The organism is Xanthomarina sp. F2636L, from assembly GCF_026410195.1.
GTDB lineage: Bacteria > Bacteroidota > Bacteroidia > Flavobacteriales > Flavobacteriaceae > Xanthomarina.
Window position 1 is genome coordinate 809468 of the sequence record NZ_JAPMLM010000068.1, and the last position, 22612, is coordinate 832079.

Sequence of the window (22612 nt, forward strand, 5' to 3'; positions counted from 1 at the left end):
AGTTTAAAAAAACACTAAACAAACAAAGCCTTCAACTCTGTAGCATCTTTAGGCTTCATTTTTCCAGCAAGAACCAAACTTAATTGCTTGCGTCTTAAAGCGCCTTTAAAGCGTTCTTTTTCTAATTTGGTTTCTGGAGTAATTTCAGGAACTTGTACGGGACGTCCGGTTTCATCTACTGCTACAAAGGTATAAATAGCTTCGTTGGCTATGGTTTTTTGTCCAGATTCTCTGTCTTCAATCCAAACATCTAAGTAAATTTCCATCGAGCTTCTAAACGCACGAGATACTTTAGCTTCAACCGTAACCACAGATCCAACAGGAACAGCACGATTAAATTCCACGTGGTTTACAGAAGCTGTAACCACAATACGTCTGCTATGTCTTCTAGCAGCAATACTAGCCGCACGATCCATTCTAGCAAGTAATTCGCCACCAAATAAGTTGTTTAACGGATTGGTTTCACTTGGCAGCACTAAGTCTGTCATAATGGTTCTAGATTGTTTCGGGGTTTTTATAGACATGATGGGTTGACATTTATTAAATGAAATGCAAAGGTAAGCCCATTTTGGATTTTAAACTTACGAATTATGAAAATTTTGTCACTGAAAATGAAATACAATGCAACGAAAAATCGCTACGTTTTTTTTGTAATAATTTGTCATTCCGACGAGAGGAGGAATCTATTATTTAAAGTAGAGTTAATTATAAAAATATAGATTCTTCAGTCGTACCTTCCTGCCTGACGGCAGGCAGGCTTCTTAAGGGCATTGTTATTGACATCATCGAATCTTCGATTTCCACCATTAGGAGGAATCTATTAATCAAAGTTTCGTAATTATAGAACGATAGATTCTTCGGTCATTTCTCCCTCTAAAGGACAAAACTAGTCTAATTCTTTCACCAACAACCAAGCGGCTGTATTATGCGAACGTTTTACCTCTCTTAAAGCACTTAAAGCTTCTAAACGGTCTTGGTAACTAGCGTAAACCACTTCGTGTAAACCGTATTTGTTGACACCAATTTTTTTAGCATCATAGCCTAAGCTTTTAAGCTCTTCTACTTTTTTGTCGCTGTTTTCTTCAACTCTAAAGGCACCAGCAATAATATGGTAATTGCCAACTTCTTTTTTCACGTTTAAAGTAACGGCTGGAAGTGGATTCTCGATAACAAAAGTAGCTTCCTGAATTTTACTTTCAAGTTGCTGATTGGCTTCTTCTTGAGCTATTTGATTTTGAGAGTTTATGTTTTCAACATAATAATTAGAAGCAACAAATCCACCTATAGTAAGTGCAATTACTGCTACAGCAGCATATTTTAAATACCCTCTAGACTTGCGTCTTTCTGGAGTAACTGCAATTGGAATTACTTTTTCAATTTCTTGAACGGCTTCTTTGTAAACTTCTCTGTTAACAGAAGGAGACACAAATTGCGATAAACCAAAAGCATCTGTTAAATAGTTTAAATGGTAAGAAGGCTCAAAAAGCATCTTGCCTTCATTATTTAATGAAAGCTCGCCAATATTATTAAAGGAGATGGTTTCCCCTTCAGTGAGATAAGATTTTAAGGCTTTAACACGTTTTTCAATCTTCTTTGAAGCTTCTTCAAAAGGAATCTTTTCTACATCGGCAATATAATGGGTTAAAATACCATCGTTTGCCTGGATTTGCTCGTTAAAAGATAGTTTCTTTTTTGGAGGATAAAAGGCATTTGTAGTCTCGTGAATGGTAGCCGAAACACGTTGTGTTAAAAAAGCTCCAAACTCAGGAACTGTAACACATTCATATCTATATAGTAAGTCGCTTATGTAAGATTCTAATTGCATAAAAACAAAGTTAGTAATTTTTGAATGCGAACAAAAATTCGGCTTAACTATTTATTAACATGATAAAATTGCTTTACTTGTAGTCTCATTATCAAAATATTAACATGACTGAAAATAGTTTACTATATATTTTGGCCTTGCAGCACGTGCCCAACATTGGTGATATTACAGCTAAAAAGCTGATTTCGCATTGTGGTTCTGTTGAAGCGATCTTTAATGAGAAGAAACAAAACCTCCTTAAAATTGATGGTATTGGAAGCTTGGTTATAAGAGATTTATATAGCAAACATCATTTTAAAGCTGCTGAAGAAGAGTTAAAATACATTCAACAGAATAATATTACTACCTTATATTTTGCAGATTCTGATTATCCTGAAAAATTAAAACACTGTATTGATGGTCCTATTTTACTGTTTCAGTCTGGGAATATCAATCTAAAGAAACAACGCATAATTAGTGTGGTGGGTACAAGGAAAATTACCACATACGGAATGGCTTTTTGCAATAAATTAATTGATGAATTAGCCGTTTTTAATCCAGTAATTGTATCTGGATTTGCTTATGGAACAGATATTACAGCTCAGAAAGCAGCCATTAATAATAACTTACAAACTATAGGCTGTTTGGCTCATGGTTTGAATCAAGTATATCCAAAAGCACATAAAAAATATGTAGCTGAGGTTGAAAAAAATGGGGGATTCTTTACCGATTTTTGGAGTAGCGATCCTTTTGATAGAAATAACTTTTTAAAACGAAATCGAGTCATTGCTGGTTTAAGTGAAGCCACTATTGTTATTGAATCTGCCGAAAAAGGAGGTAGTTTGGTAACTGCAGATATTGCAAATTCCTATAACAGAGATGTGTTTGCTGTTCCAGGAAGAGTAACAGATAGCCAAAGTTTGGGATGCAATAACTTGATTAAATTTCAAAAGGCTCATGTGTTGTCCACTCCGTTAGATATTCCATATATGCTGAATTGGGAATTAGAGGAACAAAAGAAAGCACCAGTACAAAAGCAATTGTTTGTAGAATTAAATGATGAAGAAAAAGTAATTTATAACTATCTAAAAGAAAAAGATAAACAACTTCTTGACGTTATTGCCTTAGAATGTCACTTGCCTATTTATAAAATAGCTGGTATTTTATTAAATATGGAACTTAAGGGCGTAGTTAGACCTTTGCCTGGAAAACTTTTCGAAATTATTTAGAAGTTTATTTTTAGAATCCAGATATCTTGAAAATAATCTAGTTTTGAAAGCTCTTTTTGTTTTTGATAAATGGTGTTTGCATCTTCATTCATGTCTAAATAAATATAATTCCAATTATTTTTGGGATTGATATACGACTTTGGTGCGTGTCCTTTTTCTTCCAAAGTTTTCATCCAGTTATCAGCATTTTCTTTTACTGAAAACACATTGGTTACTAAATAATATCCTTTTGGAAGATTGGGAATGCTAATGGATTTTAAACTTTCAATACGTTCTAAACCAGTTTTCTTTTTTGGTTTAGGAGTTGAGACTTGCTGTACTTTAACAGGTTTTGAAACGTCTGATTTAGGCTCAGGAATTTCGGTTGATTTCTCTTTTATTTCAACGTCAAGAAGTTCGGTAGGTTCTTCATTTTCAAATACAACTAAAGTCTCTTCATTACTTTTTCCTTCAAGATAAATAGGACTTATTTCAGTTTCAAAAGCCACAAAAAATAAATAAAATCCATCCGCTTTTGTTTTAAATTGAATGGTAGCTTCCGAAGAATTATTAGATAGAATGTGATTGTTTTTATTTGGAATGGCCATTTTTAAAACATCAAAACCTAAAGTGTTGGAACTGTTAGGATTTCGGTCTAAAAAAGCTTCGTCTTCAATAGTTATTTTACTATTAAAAAAATTATTTTCTGGGCGTTCTTTGTTTGATAATAAGACAGGCGATTTTTTTTCAGTATCTAAAATAGCACAATTATCTGTTTTATATTTTTGGTCGCCTTCTAAAGCGCCAATTAAAAGAGACGTTTTGATATTGCCAACTTCATCGGTTTTAAAATCTTTAAAAGTAATTTCGGTAATCGTTCTATCAACCCCAACAAAACCATTATAAGTAGTAAAATATTTAGCAGTTTCAAAATCGTTCTCATAAATAATATATAATAGCCAACCACCAGCAGCACCTCCAGAAACGTAGCCTTCGGTAGCTTTTATGTTTGCAACCGAATACGTGCCATCTATGGTGTTTGCATTTTTTAGCAACTGGGTAACATCTGCATAACAAACATAAGGTTTTGTATCGTTAAAGAGATTGGTTTGGTAACTATCGAAGATAATATTTCCATGAATAGGTTGATAGTCGCTCTCAGGGAGTTTAAACAATATGGAATTAACAATGGTATCGCGTTCATCTTTACCTTGATAGACCATTTTTTCGTAGTTAATAACTCTACGAACACCTTTATCATATTTATAAATAGCGCTCCAATATAAAGCGGCATATTTTATAGATGAAGCTTCGTTATTAAGGAGTAGGTTGGCCTGGCTAGAACTAAATGTCGATGCGTTATTGTCAACGTCTATATACTGCATTTTTAGTACATCGTTAATTTCAGAATCTTCGTTAAAAGGTGCTACAGCATCTGTGCTTACAATACTATTTCCAATAATGGCAGAATTCCCTTTTAGATAGAATTTTTTATTGGAAGCAAAGCGTTCTCCATCTTGAGCATAACTCCAAATAGATGTTGTAATTAAAAGAAATAAGAATAAACGCTTCATTTAATAGCTATTTAAAAACTAAATATACTATTAAAAATGAACCTATAAAATTTTGAAACTTAGTAACCTACTTTTTCACGAACACGCTTTAACACATCATTAGCCACAACTTTGGCTTTTTCTGCCCCTATGGCTAAAAGTCTGTCGATCTCATCTATATTATTCATATAATAATGATAACGTTCACGTTCTGTTGCAAATTTTTCAATTATTAATTCAAAAAGTGCTTGCTTAGCATGTCCATAACCATAACCACCTAGTTCGTAATTGGTTTTCATGGTTTCAATTTGATCTTCAGAAGCCAATAAACTGTAAAGAGCAAAACAGTTGCAAGTTTTCCAATCTTTAGGATCTTCAAGCGCTGTGCTATCCGTTTCAATAGTCATAATTTGCTTGCGAAGTTTCTTATCATCTAAAAAAATATTAATAATATTACCTTGACTTTTGCTCATTTTTCCACCATTGGTTCCAGGAACAATCATGATGTTTTCTTGAATACTTCCTTCAGGCATAACAAAAGTCTCTCCCATTTTATTATGGAAACGAGAAGCCACATCACGTGTCATTTCTATGTGCTGTAATTGATCTTTTCCAACAGGAATAATATTTGCATCATATAACAAAATGTCGGCTGCCATAAGCATCGGGTAATAAAACAAACCAGAATTAACATCTTCCAACCTGTCTGCTTTGTCCTTAAAACTATGCGCAAGTGTTAACCGCTGATATGGAAAAAAGCAACTTAAATACCAGGATAATTCTGTTACTTGAGGAATATCACTTTGTCTGTAAAAAACTGTTTTTTCTACGTCCAAACCAAAAGCCAACCAGGTTGCAGCTGTAGAATATGTGTTGTTCCGTAAAAGTTCAGCATCTTTAATTTGCGTTAGGGTATGTAGATTTGCTATAAACAGAAAAGAATCATTTTTAGGATCGTTAGCCATTTTAATAGCTGGAATTAACGCGCCTAAAATATTTCCTAAATGTGGTGTTCCTGTACTTTGAATGCCTGTTAAAATTCTTGCCATAATATTTCCTGCGAAAGCAGGAATCTTTTTAATTAGTTATTCTATTTTTTTTTACAAGTTACAAAGGTAATTTTTTTGATACAATAGCTCAATAAATTTAAGTAGTTTTGGCCCCTATGAGAATATTTAAGTATTTGTTTTGGATTTTATATCGCATTTGGTTCTATATACTTGTAGCCTTACCCATTATCGTTTTATTTCCATTTCTAATTATTTCTATACTTAAAGAGTCTTGGTATCCATATTTTTTTAGAATAGCTCGAGTTTGGGCAAAATTTATTTTGTTTGGAATGGGTTTTGTTTGGAAAATTGAACATGAACAAGTTCCAAATCCAGACAAAAGCTACATGTTTATTGCCAACCATACATCTATGGCAGATATCATGCTCATGTTGGTATCGGTAAAAAAACCCTTTGTTTTTGTAGGAAAAAAAGAGTTGTCTAAAATTCCACTATTCGGATTTTTCTATAAACGCACTTGTATTTTAGTAGATAGAAGCTCCGAAAGAAGTAGAAAAGCCGTGTTTTTAAGAGCTCAAAAACGATTGAAACAAGGTTTAAGTATTTGTATTTTTCCCGAAGGTGGTGTTCCAGACGAAGCTATTGTTTTAGATACTTTTAAAGATGGAGCTTTTAGATTGGCCATCAACCATCAGATTCCTGTGGTGCCTATGACGTTTATGGATAACAAAAAACGATTTTCTTATACTTTTTTTAGCGGTGGTCCAGGACGTATGCGTGTTAAAATTCATCCCTTTATTAAAACGGAAGGACTAACTATTAAAGACACGAAAGAAGTGAATAGTAAAGCACGATCAACAATATTAAAAACCTTAGAAAGTAACGAATAAAAAAAGCCACTCTTGGCACAGAGTAGCTTTCTTTTTTGATTATTGTTATTCAAACTTCTTTGAAATTAACAAATTAATCTAACCAACCAAAAACTAAAATTTATAACTAAAACCAGTATAAACACCAATAATATATGGGTTGAAATTACCAGAGGTATTTTCGAACGCATTTAATTGGTATTTAAAAGTAGGCTCTAGATTGAACTTAAATTTTTCTGTAAACTTATAGTCTAGTCCAACCCCAAAGTTGGTACTAAAACTCATGCTTTTTATATTGTTTGCTTCTCCTATATACGTGTTTTCATCGTTTAATTCAGAATATACTTCATTGCCATCTAAAATAAATGAACTAAAACCAGCAATCAGGTTTAGTCCTAATTTTTTGTTTCCAATTCGATAGCTTAACTCCACAGGAACTTCGAAATAACTAATGCGCTGACTAATTGCGGCATTCGACTTTGGACTTAAAGAATTATCTATTTGACCAACGCTTAAATTATCTGCACTAATAGCTGTAAGAGATTTGTAACCTTCAGATAAATTGATGTTTCTTAAAGGACTTGGAGCTGTGCTACTATTTGCTATGTTTTCGTAAAGAATAACATCGTTCGTGTCGTAACTCAAGTTTAAAGAACTTAATCCTGTACGTATGGATAGTTTCTTATTTAGATTGTAACTAACATTTACTCCATAACTGGTATTTACTTCTCCGGTTTTAGAATTGTTTGCAAATTGATCGTCAATGTGAGAGCCTTTTCCCATCGAATTATAATAAACAGGCGCAACATTAGCATATACTTGCCACCTGTTTATTATGTCATCTTTCTCTTCTTCAATAAGATCTTGGTTAGCTGCAATAGCTTCTTCTATGGTTAAGTCTGTTTTGTTCAGTGCTTCTTCCACAGTTTCTTCTACCTCAGCTTCTGTATTTTCTTCTATGGCAATCCCAGTTTCTGTTGTGGTATTGCTTAATTGTTGTAATTGATTTTCAGTTTTTGTATTATCGAATTCTAAATTGGTTTTACCATCTTTAGAGTTTGATTGTGTTACAGCTATATTATTGTTTTTAGTAGAGTTGTTGGTGTTATTAGAATTTTTATTCGAGTACTTATCCGAAGTTTTTTTGCTCTCTGTCGGAGAGTTTTTAGTTAGTCGTGAATCGGTTTTACTGTTAGATGTTGAGAGGTTTGTTGAATTCTTTCCATCTTCAATTGAGCTTTTAACATCGAATTCAGTAGTTTTTTCTTCTGTACTCATTTTGCTCTTGGAACTTGTGTTTTCTGTAACTCGTGTATCGGTTATATTTTTTTTAACAGAAAGGTTTGTAATATTATTATTGTTGAAAGGTTTTGATTGAAGACCTTCTTCTGAAGCTATTTGTGACTTATCTGAAGCATCTTCATCTTTATTAGTATTGTTGCTAATCTGAGATTCAGAAGTCGAAACTTTATTTACAACCTTATTTTTTTCGTTTGAAGTATTTGTAATAGTTGAATTTATATCAGTTTCATTAGAAGGGTTTGTAGCATCTTTTAAAGTGTTTTCAGTATCTACAACCTTTGTATTGTTTGTGTTAATAGAAAAATTATTATTCAATAATAAACCTCCAACCGTTAACATTAAAAGTAATAGAGCTGCAACTCCAGCAACTTTATACCAAAAAGGAAATACTTTCTTTTTGTCTTTTTGTGGTTGGTTTAATTTGTTTTGAATGCTGTTCCAAACTTGTGGGTTTGGTGACACTTCAAAGTCTTTGAATTTTTCTTGAAAAACTCTATCTATATGTTTTTTATCACTCATTACAAGGTATGCGTGTTTAAACTTGTTTTGTAATCTTCAATTTTATCTTTTAAAATCTTTCTAGCTCTTGCCAAATTAGATTTTGAGGTTCCTGTTGAAATTTCCAACATGTCTGCAATATCTTTATGTGAATAGCCATCTAAAACATAGAGGTTAAAAACCAATCTGTATCGGTCTGGTAATTCTTGAATTATCTGTAAAAGAAACTCGATTGAAACATCGTCGTCTTCAACAGTTACTTCTACATCTTCGATATTTGTATCATCAATAATCTCAAAAACACTTTGATTTCTATAGCGTTGTAATGCTGTGTTAATGGTTATTCGTTTTAGCCAACCTTCAAAAGAACCTTTGTGTTTATATTGCGATATTTTATTAAAAATAATCACAAAAGCATCTTGCAGATTATCTTCTGCTTCAGCATAGTTTTTACAATACTTTAAGCAAACAGAAAACAATTTACCCGAAAAGAGTTGATATAGTTCTGCCTGTGCTTTCGTATCATTATTACTACATTTTTGTATGAGTTGTTTTAAACCCAAATGATTACGTATTAATTTAATAAAGTTATTAATCTACTACTGGAACTTCAACAACCATATAATTGTTGCCTCCTTGCCAAAATTTAAAAATATAAGATCCGCTTTGGGTTGCTTTTAAATTAAACGAAGTTTCCATTTCTTCATTTAATGTTTCGCAATTATTATTTCCAGAAACCACATAAGCAACAACTGCTACTGTGCGTTCATTAGCTTCCTGTACAAAATAAATGTTATTAAAGGCATAACAAGTGGAAGGTCTAATATAGGTTAAAGTAATCTCATACGTGTCACCCAAATGGAATTGATCTGGCACAATAGCACTTTCTACAGGTAGAATTTCATAATAAACATCTTGTGCGCTATCGTCGCTAGTACTACAAGAGAAAATGAAACTAACCAATAAATAGTAGGCTACAAATTTCTTCATTAAAAAATACATATTTATCTTGTAGATGCAGAAAGTATAAAAAGGTTGCGTGAGATATTAAAAAATCCCGATACAAGTCGGGATTTTTTTCTTTATTCTTTATTAGCTTTTAGCTGAGCTTTAATTTTTTGTTCCAGTTCGTCTTGTAATTCTGGATTGTCTTTTATTAAGGCTTTAACAGCATCTCTACCTTGACCTAATTTGGTTTCGCCATAACTAAACCACGATCCTGCCTTTTTAATAATTTCAAAATCTACAGCAATATCTAAAATCTCGCCAACTTTCGAGATTCCTTCTCCATACATAATATCAAATTCCGCCATCTTGAAAGGAGGAGCGACTTTGTTTTTCACCACTTTAACTCTGGTTTTGTTTCCAGTTACATTCCCATCTGTTTCTTTAATTTGTGTAGAACGTCTAATATCTAATCTTACAGAAGCGTAGAATTTTAAGGCATTTCCACCAGTTGTAGTTTCTGGGTTTCCAAACATTACCCCAATTTTTTCACGTAATTGGTTAATAAAGATTACGGTACAATGTGTTTTGCTAATCGAAGCTGTTAGTTTTCTTAAGGCTTGCGACATCAATCTAGCATGAAGCCCCATCTTAGAATCTCCCATCTCACCTTCAATTTCACTTTTTGGTGTTAAAGCTGCTACCGAGTCAATAACAACAATATCTATAGCACCAGAACGAATTAGGTTATCAGCAATCTCTAAAGCTTGTTCTCCGTTATCTGGCTGCGAAATAACAAGGTTATCAATATCAATTCCTAAGTTGGCTGCATATGTTCTATCAAATGCATGTTCTGCATCAATAAATGCAGCAATACCGCCAGCTTTTTGAGCTTCTGCAATAGCGTGTAAGGTTAACGTTGTTTTACCAGAAGATTCTGGACCATAAATTTCAATCACGCGTCCTCTTGGATATCCACCAACGCCTAAGGCAATATCTAATCCTAAAGACCCTGAAGATATAGCATCGACATCAACAACCGCTTGGTCGCTCATTTTCATGACTGTTCCTTTACCGTATGCTTTATCTAATTTATCTAAAGTAAGTTTTAATGCTTTTAATTTTGCTTCTTTTTCGTTGCTCATTTCTCTATATTTTATCTTGTAAAAGTGATGCTAAAATACTACTTCTTTTTTCAGTTTACAATTTTATCACGCAACCTTTTTATACTTTCTGCATCTACTATATAAAGTGGGAAAATTTTAACTGTGAAAAAGAAAAAAATAAACACTCGCTTTTAATAAATGATTAGTTTAAACTTAAAAGTGTCAAAGACTATGAAATTTTTTAAAAAATGTATTAATGCACTAGGTGTTTCAGTGGCTATATTTATAAATAGTAACTGTAAAGCCGATGGAGGTTAACTCGTAACAATGTTTTTTCGATTTAGAAATTAAATTAAAAAATATTAATAACGAGTTAGTCTACTTAAAGCACTTTATAAATTTTTATAAAGTGCTTTTTGGTTTAAGGAAATCTATAAAAATATAAAAAACATTACCTTTGCAGCAAAAATAATCTTTAACCTTAAAAAATTAGTATAGCATGCAACTGTACAATACCTTAAGCGCTAAAGAAAGAGCCGAACTTATCGAGCAAGCGGGAAAAGAACGCTTGACCATCTCTTTCTACAAATACGCCAAAATTGATAATCCTGAAATTTTTAGAGATCACTTATTCTTAACTTGGAATAAACTTGATGTTCTGGGAAGAATTTATGTCGCTCACGAAGGCATAAACGCTCAACTTTCAGTCCCAGCAGATAATTTTAATCTTTTTAAAAACCATTTAGATACCATTTCGTTTTTAGAAAATGTGCGATTGAATATTGCCATTGAACACGATAATTTTTCATTTTTAAAACTAAAAGTGAAAGTACGCGATAAAATTGTAGCCGATGGATTAAACGATGATACGTTTGATGTGACTAATCTAGGAATTCATGTAGAAGCTGAACAATTTAATGAGCTTATTGACGATCCAAACGTCGTTTTGGTTGATATGAGAAATCATTACGAAAGTGAAATAGGACATTTTAAAAATGCCCTAACTCCAGATGTGGATACCTTTCGGGAATCGTTAGATATTATTGAAGCAGATTTAAGAGATCATAAAGAAGATAAAAAACTAGTCATGTATTGCACTGGAGGTATCCGTTGCGAAAAAGCAAGTGCTTACTACAAACACAAAGGTTTTAAAAATGTGTATCAACTAGAAGGAGGCATCATTAATTACGTGAGACAAGTTGAAGCTAAAGGTTTAGAAAATAAATTTATTGGAAAGAATTTTGTGTTCGATGAACGTCGTTCGGAGCGTATTTCAGACGATGTAATTGCACATTGCCACCAATGTGGCGAACCAGCTGATTTACATACAAACTGCGCTAATTCTGCATGTCATTTATTGTTTATTCAGTGTGAGGCTTGCAAAGAAAAAATGGAAAACTGCTGTTCTTCACATTGTCAGGAAATTATCCAGTTAACTTTCGAGGAACAAAAAGCTTTGCGTAAAGGACAAGGTAATAGTAATGACATCTTTAAAAAAGGACGAGCAGACCATTTACCTTATAAAACCGATTTGCGTAACATATTTGATAATTTTAAAAGTAAAACACCTTAATCTTCTGGTTATGCAACATATAGAATTAATGGCACCTGCAGGAAACTTCGAGTCTTTACAAGCAGCTCTGGATAACGGTGCAAATTCGGTTTATTTTGGAGTCGAACAATTAAACATGAGAGCTCGTGCAACGGTAAATTTTACGATTGCCGATTTACCTGAAATAGCCAGAAGATGCGCAAAGAAAAATGTTAGAAGCTATTTAACATTAAACACCATAATTTACGATCACGATTTATCTATTGTAAAAACCTTGTTAAAACAAGCTAAAGAAGCCAATATTACAGCAGTAATTGCCATGGATCAAGCTGTAATTGCTTCAGCAAGGGAGATTGGAATGGAAGTGCATATTTCCACCCAATTAAACATAACCAATATTGAAACGGTTAAGTTTTACAGCCTGTTTGCCGATACCATGGTATTGAGTCGTGAGTTGAGTCTGCGACAAGTAAAAAAAATAACCGAACAGATAGAGAAAGATCAAATAAAAGGCCCTTCAGGGAGATTGGTTGAAATTGAAATTTTTGGTCATGGAGCGCTTTGTATGGCTGTTTCTGGAAAATGTTATATGAGTTTGCACTCACATAATTCTTCAGCAAATAGAGGTGCTTGCAAACAAAATTGTAGAAAAAAGTATACGGTTATCGACCAGGAAACTGGTTTCGAAATGGAACTGGATAACGAATACATTATGTCTCCAAAAGACTTATGTACCATCGATTTTTTAGATGAGATTGTTGATGCCGGAATAAAAGTTCTAAAAATTGAAGGTCGAGGACGAGCGCCAGAATATGTAGCAAAAGTAATTAAATGTTATCGCGATGCGATTGATAGTGTAGCCAATAAAACTTACAGCAAAGAAAAAGTTATTTCCTGGATGCAAGAGTTGGAAAAAGTGTATAATCGTGGATTTTGGAGTGGGTATTATTTAGGTCAGAAATTAGGCGAATGGAGCAATAGCTCTGGTTCTCATGCAACTCAAAAGAAAGTGTATTTAGGGAAAGGCACACACTTTTACCCTAAAGCAAACATTGGAGAATTTAAAATTGAAGCTTTCGATATTACTGTTGGAGACACCATTTTAATTACAGGCCCAACAACAGGAGCCAAAGAAATGGAAGTACGTGAGATGATGATTAATGATGTAAAATCGGAGATAGGCTCTAAGGGAGATTTGGTAACCATTCCTATGGATTTTAGAATTAGACCATCGGATAAATTATATAAAATTGTTGAAAATAAAGTAGAAGCCTAATGGTAATTGTTACCTTACAACGCCATAAATGTATTGGTTGTAATTATTGTGTAGAAATGGCACCAAGCCAATTTCAGATGTCGAAAAAAGACGGAAAGACTGTGCTGTTACATGGGGTTGAAAAGAAAGGATTTTTCACATTAAAATCTAACGATTATACTATTTTGGAAGCTTGCGAAAATGCTTCAAAAGCATGTCCAGTAAACATAATTAGCGTTAAAATAAATTGATTAAATATCAATAAAATGAATATTTACAAACTCTTACAACTCAATAGAAAAATTAAAAGTCATAGAATTAAGTTTCTAGGACTCTATATGTTGCATAAGTTTAATCAACGCTATCTGGCAGTTAATATAGATCCAGTTATGGCCTGTAATTTACGCTGTAAAATGTGTTACTTTACAGATGCTGATTATGTAAAAACCTTAAAAGGACAATTTAAAGAAGACGAATTAAACCAAGTGGCTAAAACCATTTTTAAACGTGCTTTAAAACTTCAAATAGGCTGTGGTACCGAACCAACTTTATATAAAGATTTAGTTAAAGTTGTTGAGCTGGGGAAAACCTATAAAGTGCCTTATATTTCTATTACTACCAATGCAAACTTGTTGGACGAAGAAAAAATTGAAGCTCTTTTAAAAGCAGGCTTAAGCGAGTTTACTATCTCACTTCATGGTGTTCATAAAGAAAGCTATGAAAATTTTATGCAAAAGGCCAGTTACGAAAAGTTTCATAATGCTTTTAAAGCTTTTGAAAAATTAAAAAAGCAATACGATTTTAAAGTTCGCATTAATTATACCTTCAACAAAGATAATTTTTACGAATTGGCTGATTTTTTTAAGCATTTTAATGGCGAAAGTTTTGATATACTTCAAATTCGTCCCATTCAAAAAATTGGAAATACGGAATACAACGATTTCGATTTAGATAGCATTCGAGATGATTATCCAAAATTAATTAAAGATATTAGAACGCAGTGTAAAGAAAATCATATTACTTTATTAGCACCTAATAACATTCCTAAAAACCAAAGCACAAATGCTTCTAGTTTAATTTTCGATTATACGTTTTGTTATGTCTCGCCACAAAAATTCTGGAAGGATGGGTTTGATTATAACAATGAAAGTTTTAATACCTACTCCAAAAAAATTGGTTGGAGTAAGCAATTATGGTCTAACATTTTTAAATCTGAAAAAGAATTAAAATCTATGGCAAACAGGCTTAATTACGAGATTGAATTTAACTAAACTACTGTTTAATAATTTTAAAACTTTCTTGTTCATTTTTATTAGAAACTACCGAAAGAAAATACAGGCCCTTCGATACATTTGAAATATCAATATTGTACGCTGAGGTTTCATTGAAATTAACAGATTTAATCAATTTCCCACTTATATCGTAAACAGAAGCAGACTCTAATACTTTTGTTGTTTTTATTGATATGCTATGTCTTGTAGGGTTTGGAAAAATAGTTATTGGTTCTAAAACCTCGTCATCAACACTTAACGCACCTATATTAAAGGTGTGTGTTACCGTTTCACCAGCATAAGTTACTTCCCATTTCCATTCACCTTCTTGGTCGTACACACCAGTGTAGTACCAATAATAATATCCAGAAGATTGCGTAGCTTGATTAGTAAAATTCCAATCGTATAGAAAGGTGTTATCAGGTTTAATAATAGATAAATGGACATTAGTTCCAGCGACAAGATCTCTTAAATAGATAGCAAAATAGATTGTATCATCTACTTGAAAACTATCACTCGTATTTGGAGTTTCAGGTGTAGGACAAGTAGGGAAAATAACTGGCGGAGCAGTGTGAGTTAAAGCAGCATTGATTCCAGAGTAGTTATATGGAATTTGAGTTTCCCACCAACTAGTTGAATTCATGTTATTACAAGTTCCCATAAATGGATCTACCAATTGGGTGTAAGAGTTGTCGGTATATATCTCAAAATGCAAATGTGGACCTGTGGAATTTCCAGAACTTCCAACGGTTCCAAGAACTTCTCCTAAAGTTACCATATCTCCAACATTTTTTGTGGTAACCGAACCATTTTTCATGTGCCCATACCAAGCAATACTACCATCGTTATGTTGAATATAAACTGCATTCCAGATATTGTTATTAAAGTCACAACTTCTGTCAAACTGGCCATCATTTTTTGCAATTATTTGTCCGGGAGCAGCTGCAATAATTTCAGTTTGACCATTGTCCATTTGATTCCATATAAATGGCCATAAGTACATGTCAACCCCTTGATGATTATAACCACTAGCAGCATCGTAAGTTCTTGTACCACAATTATAATCTGTTAATTGATTAGGGTAAGCCGAATTATGATCTACATAGCCAGATATTGCCCAAGTGTTATTATAGCTAAAGCCATCTGCTTGTTTTAGCGGCCATATAAATAATGGATGTCCACCACGGCTATTACTTTCATTAAAAGCCAATTTGTTTTGAAGTTTTAAGGCTTCAATATTATTATTGGTTTCTATTTTAATAGCTTCTCTTTGATCAGTTGTTAAACAAGGTACTTTATCAGGATTGAAAATAAATTCTCCTCCACGAGGCTCTAAGTCTTGAGCTTGTGTGTTATAAATAGATGATATGATTAAGGTTATTACAAGAAAAAAAGTAAAAATAGATTTCATAATGATAGTTTTAAGTGATTTAAACCTTTATCGTAAAAAAATAAAAATGTGAGCATTAAATTGTTTAAAACATTGTTTTTAAAAGAGTATTATTTTTTAAATAATTGTATTACAGCACATTAAATATGTATCTATTTTCAGAAAGCAAGCTAGGCTATAAGTATTTTAACTTAATAAATAATCTTATCTTTACATCTTTAAAAGAATTATTAATCTTCTTCTGGAGGCTGTTACGGTTTTCAGAATCTATATATACATAAAACATATGAGTTGTAACACTTGCTCAACAGGCAAAGATGGACAACCTAAGGGTTGTAAAAACAATGGTACTTGTGGCACAGATAGCTGTAATAAACTAACTGTATTCGATTGGTTAGCCAATATGACGCTTCCTAATGGTCAAGAACCTTTTGACTGGGTAGAAGTGCGTTTTAAAAATGGAAGAAAACACTATTATAAAAATACAGAAAAATTAACTTTAAGCATTGGAGACATTGTTGCTACTCAAGCACAATTTGGACATGATGTGGGTATGGTAACCCTTACAGGGGAACTTGTTAGAATTCAAATGAAACGAAAAAAGGTTTCTGAAACTGATGAAGAAACCTTAAAAATATACCGAAAAGCTTCACAAAAAGACATTGATATTTGGTCTGAATATAGAGACAAAGAAGAACCAATGAAAGTGAAAGCACGCCAATTTGCTATTGATATTAGGCTTCAAATGAAGATTTCAGATATTGAATTTCAGGGAGATGGAAGCAAAGCCACTTTTTACTATACTGCAGAAGATCGTGTCGATTTTAGAGAGCTTATAAAAATGTATGCAAGGGAATTTAAAACCAGAATCGAGATGAAGCAAGTTGGCTTTCGTCAAGAAGCTTCAAGACTTGGAGGGATTGGATCTTGCGGAAGAGAATTATGCTGTTCTACCTGGTTAACAGATTTTCGTTCGGTAAGTACTTCAGCTGCACGTTACCAGCAACTTTCTTTAAATCCTCAAAAATTAGCAGGACAATGTGGAAAATTAAAATGCTGTCTTAATTACGAGTTAGACACTTACTTAGATGCACTTAAAGATTTTCCTAAATCCGATGTGAAACTGTATACCGAAAAAGGAACGGCTGTATGTCAGAAAACAGATATTTTTAAAGGTCATATGTGGTTTGCTTACGAAGGCGAATGGAGTAATTGGCACGTGATAACAACGAAGCAAGCTAGAGAAATTATAGAATTAAACAAGAAAAAAGAAAAGGTAGCTAGTTTAGAAGAATATGCTTCAGATCTCATAGCAGATACTAAAAGCGAATTTGAAAACGTTGTAGGACAAGATAGTTTAACGCGTTTTGATTCTAAAGGACCAAACAAGAAAAATAAAAGAAACAAAAACAAAAAAAGAAGAAAACCTCAAAACAAAAAAAATAATGCGAAATAGTGTTTTGTTAATTCTTTTGGCGTTTCTAATCGCGTCTTGCGATTCTAATAGTGTGTTTGACAAATACCAATCGGTACCTAATAAATGGCATAAAGATTCTATTATTAGTTTTAAAATACATCCACCAGACACCTTAAATACGTATAACCTATATGTTAATTTAAGAAACAATAACGAGTATAAATATAGCAACCTTTTTTTAATTGTTGAAATGAAGTTTCCTCATGGCAAGACCTTAAAAGACACTTTAGAATATAAAATGACACAGCCTAATGGCGAATTTTTAGGCACAGGATTTGCAGATGTAAAAGAAAACAAATTGTGGTATAAAGAGCAAGTTGTTTTTAATGAAACAGGAGATTATACTGTAAATATTCAACATGCCATGAGAGAAAACGGTAAGGTTAATGGTGTTGTTAATTTAGAAGGGATTACAGATATTGGATTTAGAATAGAAAAACCAGCTGCAAAATAAATTTATGGCTAAAACAAAAAAGAAACAAACAGAAAAGAATCAAGATTTTTCAAGCTACGTTAGATGGTTTTGGAAACTGTTTATAGCAGGCATTTTATTTGTTGTCACGCTATTTTTATTAGCATCATGGGGTGTTTTTGGAGACCTTCCAGACTATACCATATTAGAAAATCCTAAAACAAATCTAGCTACCGAAATTATTTCTTCAGACGGAAAAACCTTAGGTAAATTTTATTTTAACGATAATAGAACACCTGTTGATTACGATGATTTACCACAGCATTTAATAGATGCTTTAATTGCAACGGAAGATGTAAGATATTATGAGCATTCAGGAATAGATGCCAGAGGAACTTTAAGAGCAATTGCAAAATTAGGTGGAGGTGGTGGTGCCAGTACCATTTCTCAACAATTGGCAAAACAGTTGTTTCATGGTGAAGGCTCTACCAACACAATTGGTAGAATAACCCAGAAACTAAAAGAATGGATTATTGCCATTAAATTAGAACGTCAATATACCAAAGAAGAAATTATTGCTATGTATTTTAATATTTACGATTTTGGTAATAATGGTGATGGAATCCGTTCAGCAGCTAGTATTTATTTCGACAAAGAACCAAACGAATTAGACATTAAAGAATCTGCCATGTTGGTTGGGATGTTTAAAAACTCCTCGCTTTATAACCCAAGAGATCATAGAAATCCTGTAGGAACTAGAAACAGGCGAAACGTTGTTTTAAACCAGATGGCGAAATATAATTTTATCTCTGAAAAGGTAAAGGACTCGCTTCAAGCAACAGAATTAGAGTTGCGTTATTCTCCACAGTCACATCGCGATGGTATTGCAACTTATTTTAGAGCTTATCTAGATGGTTTTATGAAAGATTGGATTAAGAATAACCCAAAACCAGATGGAGAAAAATACAATCTGTATGGCGATGGTTTAAAAGTATACACAACCATTGATTCTAGAATGCAAAAATATGCCGAAGATGCTGTACAACAACACATGCCAAGGCTACAAGCAGAATTTGACCATCAAAATACACCAGATAGAAATCCAACAGCACCTTTTCTGGAATTGAGCAAAATTGAAATTGATGCACTAATGAAGCGTTCTATGAAACAAAGTGAACGCTGGAGACATATGAAATACGATTTAAATAAAGACGACGACGAGATTATCGCATCTTTTGATAAACCAACTCAGATGACTGTTTTTTCCTGGAAAGGAGAGATTGACACCATTATGAAACCAATGGATTCTATGCGTTATTATAAGTCGTTTTTACATACAGGCATGATGTCTATGGATCCACAAACAGGACATGTAAAAGCATGGGTTGGTGGTGTAAATTACAGACATTTTCAATACGATCACGTAAAGCAAGCTAGAAGACAAGTAGGGTCTACCTTTAAACCATTCGTATATGCTACAGCTATAGATCAATTGCATTTATCTCCTTGCGACGAGTTGCCTAATACACAAATAACCATTGAAGCTGGAAAATTTGGAAACCCAGAACCTTGGACACCTAAAAATTCCGATGGGCAATATGGTGGTTCACGTACGCTAAAAAGTGCTTTGGCAAATTCTATAAATACCATTACAGCTAGATTAATGGATAAAGTAGGGCCACAACCTGTTGTAGATTTAGTTAAAAAACTAGGTGTAGAAGCCAATATTCCTGTGGTACCTTCAATTGGTTTAGGAACTGCCGATTTAAGTGTTTACGAAATGGTAGGAGCTTATTCGACCTTTGCTAACCAAGGAGTTTATACCAAACCAGTTATGGTAACACATATTGAGGATAAAAATGGAACTATTTTATATCAATTTACACCAGAATCTAGAGATGTCCTAAGTGAAGAAGCAGCTTATGTTACAGTTAAATTAATGGAAGGTGTAACCGAAGGTGGTTCAGGAGTTAGATTAAGAACTAAGGGAGCCGATGCTTATCGCGCAGATTATAGAGAGATTATCACGGGATATCCATACGAATTTAAAAATCCTATTGCAGGAAAAACAGGAACCACACAAAACCAAAGTGATGGTTGGTTTATGGGTATGGTGCCAAACTTAGTCACTGGAGTTTGGGTAGGTGGCGAAGATCGAGCGACACATTTTAGAACCATTACTTATGGGCAAGGTGCAGCCATGGCTTTACCTATTTGGGGAGTTTATATGAAGAGTTGTTATGCAGATGAAGATTTAGAAATTTCTACCTCAGATTTTGAAAAACCTTTAGAACTTACCATTGAAGTAGATTGTGACAATTACGATCCAAATAATAGTACAGATTCCAACGCACCAGATGTTGAGGTGCCTGATGAATTGGATTTCTAATAGATGAAATAATACACACATATTAATTTAGCCATTCTTTTTAGAATGGCTTTTTTATTCTTTACTCTAAAACGTTTTGTAAATAAACCAATTACGGAAAAACCGTAATGGGTTTACCAACTTTTCGATGAAATGCGCAAATTTCTTAAAAATGCTTATGTAAAAAGTTTTTTTTTTATAAGTTTGACTTGTTGAAAGCAATGGCATTGGGTTTTGAAGTCTTGATAAAATTGCTTGAAACACGATCAAGATCACACTGGCGTCAGTTTTTTATATTCTCCCAAAATTGAGCAAATAGCATAAAACTTCAAAAAAACAAAACTTCAAAAACTTCTAAAGTTAAAACTTCTGGACTTTAACAAAAGCCAACAATTTAGTTTAATCAACCTGTTATATAATTAATTAAGCAGGTTTAAAATTTTAGAAATTATGAAAAAAGTATTTAGTATAGTTGCATTTGCATTCTTATTAACAACTAACTTAAACGCGAATGAAAATTTAAATAATCAAGTAGCTTTAAGCGAAACGATGGATTGTATAGATGAAGCAAGAGCAATTGCATTTTATCATATGGCAAACAGTGGTTTGTCTGAAGATCAAGGAGCAGAGCTTGTTTTATTATTGATACAAGGCTGTTAACCAGTTATAAAACACTAATAAAAAAATAAATATTAAGCATGCAAAAACAAAAACTTAATAGTATAAAATTATTTTCTATCCTAATATTTGTATTTATTAGTGTTTTTATCAATGCTCAAAGCATTAATGAAGTAAATTATAAGATCTTCATGAAAGAAGATTTAAATACAAAAATGGATCCTCAAATTAAAAACAGAATTGAAGATATAAATAAAGCTATAAATCAGATAGAATGTCGTTTAGTTTTTAATAATCAATTTAGTGTTTTTAAACAAATAAAAAAATTGGGAATAGATGACAATGATCTTTCTCATAAAATTGCGTCTGTGTTTGTTAATGGAGATTACTATGTAGATTTAGATAATAAAAACAAAATGATCCAAAAATGGTTTTCTGATGAACTATTTAATATTTCAATTCAGTTTAAAAGCTTAGAATGGGAAATTACCAAAGAAACAAAACAGATTGGAAAATATTTGTGTTATAAAGCTACCTCAATTAGATATGTTAGTAACTCAATTTCAAATACCAATAAAGAGTTTACAACAACCGTTTGGTTTACACCAGAAATTCCATTTCCTTTTGGACCACAAGGAATGGATGGGCTTCCTGGACTTGTTTTAGAAGCTACTCAAGATGATAAAATGTATTATTATGCTTCCGAAATAAAGCTTAATATACAAAATGAAAACTCAGAATTAAGTATTCCAAAAAAAGGCACTTTAATATCTGAAACTGATTATTCAAAACTAGTAAAATCAAAATCAAAATATTTATTTGAAGACTAATTAAAACTTCAAAAACAAAACTTCTAAAGTTAAAACTTCTGGGCTTTATCAAAAGCCAACAATTTAGTTTAATCAACTTGTTATTTAATAATTAAATAGGTTTAAAATTTTAGAAATCATGAAAAAATTATATAGTTTAACTACAATTCATATAATGTTAATATCATTAAATGCTCATACAACAAATTATAATGAAACAGTAGCCAGTAAATTAGAATTATTAGCTTTCGAACCAGAACAAAGTTGTTTTTCTTTTTATCATGACCTTTTCAATGAATATTATGGTGGAGTTAACATTGGCAATGTTGGTGATTTTAATGGTCTTGTAGCAAATTGTCAAGCTTTATTCGAATAATAAAAATGAACTTTCTATTTTCACATAATGGCACTTTAAAGATTATTTTGTGCCTCATTTTTTTTGGTTTTTTTTCAAGTTTATTCTCACAAACAAAATATTATAAGGTAACTTATTATATTTCAGAAATTAAACTTCATGGTTCCATTGATAATCTGGACGAAAAAGGTAAACGTTTTACAGAACAAGTTATTAATCGTGCGAAAGATGTAAATTATATTCTTACAACAAGTAAAGAATATTCTTACTTTGAGTCGGAAAATGTTTTAAGTAAAGTAAACGAATATTCCCAAGAACATATGCAATTAATTTTGGCAAAAAGGTTTGCTTCATTTAATGAAAAGGTATACAGCAATTTTAAAAAAGACAGCATTGTTTTTTTTAGAAATTTAGGAGGTCAAGATTATGTTGTAAAAAGGAAGGGTTATGTTTTTAATTGGAAAATAAAGAAGGAAACTAAAAAAATATTAGGCTATGATGCAATGAAAGCAGAAGGTCGTTATTTTGACATAATAACAAAAGAAGACTTTGTAGTTGAAGCTTGGTTTATTCCAACAATCCCTATTCAGTCTGGTCCAGATATTTTTATGGGATTACCTGGTTTAATTGCAGAAGTCAATTTAAAAGGAGCTGTAGTTACAGTAGATAAAATAGAGCCATTAGTAAGTGTAAAGATTAAAAAAGTGGATGAATCTAAAGCGATGACCCAACAAGAATTTGAAAGTTTAGTTGGGAATTTAAACAAAAAAATGGAGAATTATATAGAAGATTAATCGTGGCGCATGCTTA

22 protein-coding genes are annotated in these 22612 nt (G+C 32.4%); 13 read left to right on the forward strand and 9 right to left on the reverse strand.

Annotation, left to right across the window (positions count from 1 at the left end):
• Positions 1-14 precede the first annotated feature (14 nt).
• Both OS191_RS11040 and OS191_RS11045 read right to left on the reverse strand, forming a co-directional pair.
• Entirely contained in the window at positions 15-524 is a 510-nt protein-coding gene (locus tag OS191_RS11040) for an acyl-CoA thioesterase (RefSeq protein ID WP_267155744.1), read from the reverse strand.
• 362 nt (positions 525-886) lie between these two features.
• Positions 887-1825, reverse strand: coding sequence for an HU domain-containing protein (locus OS191_RS11045; RefSeq protein WP_267155745.1), 939 nt, complete (start codon positions 1823-1825; stop codon positions 887-889).
• A 104-nt stretch (positions 1826-1929) separates the two neighbouring features.
• Between OS191_RS11045 and dprA the strand changes: the two genes are divergently transcribed.
• On the forward strand, positions 1930-3033 hold the full coding sequence (gene dprA, locus OS191_RS11050; protein WP_267155746.1) for a DNA-processing protein DprA: 1104 nt from the start codon (positions 1930-1932) through the stop codon (positions 3031-3033).
• On the opposite strand, the gene OS191_RS11055 is transcribed toward dprA, so the two are convergent.
• Complete coding sequence (locus OS191_RS11055) at positions 3030-4586, reverse strand: hypothetical protein (protein WP_267155747.1); 1557 nt, start codon at positions 4584-4586, stop codon at positions 3030-3032. The two genes, dprA and OS191_RS11055, sit on opposite strands and share 4 nt — an antisense overlap.
• Before the next feature lie 59 nt (positions 4587-4645).
• Positions 4646-5614 (reverse strand): tryptophan--tRNA ligase, encoded by a 969-nt coding sequence (gene trpS, locus OS191_RS11060; protein ID WP_267155748.1) that lies wholly within the window; start codon positions 5612-5614, stop codon positions 4646-4648.
• 116 nt (positions 5615-5730) lie between these two features.
• On the opposite strand from trpS, the gene OS191_RS11065 reads away from it, so the two are divergent.
• Entirely contained in the window at positions 5731-6465 is a 735-nt protein-coding gene (locus OS191_RS11065; RefSeq protein WP_267155749.1) for a lysophospholipid acyltransferase family protein, read from the forward strand.
• Between the two features lie 93 nt (positions 6466-6558).
• Here the strand turns inward: OS191_RS11065 and OS191_RS11070 are convergent, their stop codons facing one another.
• The 4 genes from OS191_RS11070 to recA form a co-directional block, all read right to left on the reverse strand.
• The gene (locus tag OS191_RS11070; RefSeq protein WP_267155750.1) at positions 6559-8265 is read right to left on the reverse strand and encodes an outer membrane beta-barrel protein; all 1707 of its coding nucleotides are present in this window, start codon (positions 8263-8265) and stop codon (positions 6559-6561) included.
• Positions 8265-8807: an RNA polymerase sigma factor gene (locus OS191_RS11075; RefSeq protein ID WP_267155751.1), complete on the reverse strand. Its 543-nt coding sequence runs from the start codon at positions 8805-8807 to the stop codon at positions 8265-8267. The genes OS191_RS11070 and OS191_RS11075 overlap by 1 nt, the downstream gene beginning before the upstream one ends.
• 28 nt (positions 8808-8835) lie before the next feature.
• Positions 8836-9234, reverse strand: a complete 399-nt coding sequence (locus OS191_RS11080; RefSeq protein ID WP_267155752.1) for a hypothetical protein — start codon at positions 9232-9234, stop codon at positions 8836-8838.
• Positions 9235-9326: 92 nt separating this feature from the next.
• Positions 9327-10334: a recombinase RecA gene (recA, locus tag OS191_RS11085; RefSeq protein WP_267155753.1), complete on the reverse strand. Its 1008-nt coding sequence runs from the start codon at positions 10332-10334 to the stop codon at positions 9327-9329.
• Between the two features lie 460 nt (positions 10335-10794).
• Here recA and trhO point away from each other — a divergent pair, with 460 nt between their 5' ends.
• From trhO to OS191_RS11105, 4 genes are read left to right on the forward strand one after another with little or no spacing between them, the layout of a single operon-like run.
• Positions 10795-11868 (forward strand): oxygen-dependent tRNA uridine(34) hydroxylase TrhO, encoded by a 1074-nt coding sequence (gene trhO, locus OS191_RS11090; protein ID WP_267155754.1) that lies wholly within the window; start codon positions 10795-10797, stop codon positions 11866-11868.
• A gap of 10 nt (positions 11869-11878) precedes the next feature.
• Positions 11879-13123, forward strand: coding sequence for a peptidase U32 family protein (locus OS191_RS11095; protein ID WP_267155755.1), 1245 nt, complete (start codon positions 11879-11881; stop codon positions 13121-13123).
• On the forward strand, positions 13123-13353 hold the full coding sequence (locus OS191_RS11100; protein ID WP_267155756.1) for a ferredoxin: 231 nt from the start codon (positions 13123-13125) through the stop codon (positions 13351-13353). The genes OS191_RS11095 and OS191_RS11100 overlap by 1 nt, the downstream gene beginning before the upstream one ends.
• Positions 13354-13368: 15 nt before the next feature.
• The gene (locus tag OS191_RS11105; RefSeq protein WP_267155757.1) at positions 13369-14373 is read left to right on the forward strand and encodes a radical SAM protein; all 1005 of its coding nucleotides are present in this window, start codon (positions 13369-13371) and stop codon (positions 14371-14373) included.
• Position 14374: 1 nt separating this feature from the next.
• On the opposite strand, the gene OS191_RS11110 is transcribed toward OS191_RS11105, so the two are convergent.
• The gene (locus tag OS191_RS11110; RefSeq protein WP_267155758.1) at positions 14375-15784 is read right to left on the reverse strand and encodes a peptidoglycan DD-metalloendopeptidase family protein; all 1410 of its coding nucleotides are present in this window, start codon (positions 15782-15784) and stop codon (positions 14375-14377) included.
• A 265-nt stretch (positions 15785-16049) separates the two neighbouring features.
• On the opposite strand from OS191_RS11110, the gene OS191_RS11115 reads away from it, so the two are divergent.
• From OS191_RS11115 to OS191_RS11145, 7 genes are all read left to right on the forward strand, one after another.
• A complete protein-coding gene (locus tag OS191_RS11115; RefSeq protein WP_267155759.1) occupies positions 16050-17219 on the forward strand; it encodes a PSP1 domain-containing protein in 1170 nt (389 codons plus the stop codon).
• Positions 17209-17694, forward strand: a complete 486-nt coding sequence (locus tag OS191_RS11120) for a gliding motility lipoprotein GldH (RefSeq protein ID WP_267155760.1) — start codon at positions 17209-17211, stop codon at positions 17692-17694. The genes OS191_RS11115 and OS191_RS11120 overlap by 11 nt, the downstream gene beginning before the upstream one ends.
• Positions 17695-17698: 4 nt before the next feature.
• The gene (locus OS191_RS11125; RefSeq protein ID WP_267155761.1) at positions 17699-20041 is read left to right on the forward strand and encodes a penicillin-binding protein 1A; all 2343 of its coding nucleotides are present in this window, start codon (positions 17699-17701) and stop codon (positions 20039-20041) included.
• Between the two features lie 429 nt (positions 20042-20470).
• On the forward strand, positions 20471-20680 hold the full coding sequence (locus OS191_RS11130) for a hypothetical protein (protein WP_267155762.1): 210 nt from the start codon (positions 20471-20473) through the stop codon (positions 20678-20680).
• Positions 20681-20718: 38 nt separating this feature from the next.
• Entirely contained in the window at positions 20719-21468 is a 750-nt protein-coding gene (locus tag OS191_RS11135; protein ID WP_267155763.1) for a GLPGLI family protein, read from the forward strand.
• Positions 21469-21586: 118 nt separating this feature from the next.
• The gene (locus tag OS191_RS11140; protein WP_267155764.1) at positions 21587-21823 is read left to right on the forward strand and encodes a hypothetical protein; all 237 of its coding nucleotides are present in this window, start codon (positions 21587-21589) and stop codon (positions 21821-21823) included.
• A 5-nt stretch (positions 21824-21828) separates the two neighbouring features.
• Positions 21829-22596 carry a GLPGLI family protein gene (locus OS191_RS11145; RefSeq protein ID WP_267155765.1) on the forward strand — a complete coding sequence of 256 codons (768 nt, stop codon included), beginning with the start codon at positions 21829-21831 and terminating at the stop codon, positions 22594-22596.
• The last annotated feature ends 16 nt before the right edge of the window (positions 22597-22612 follow it).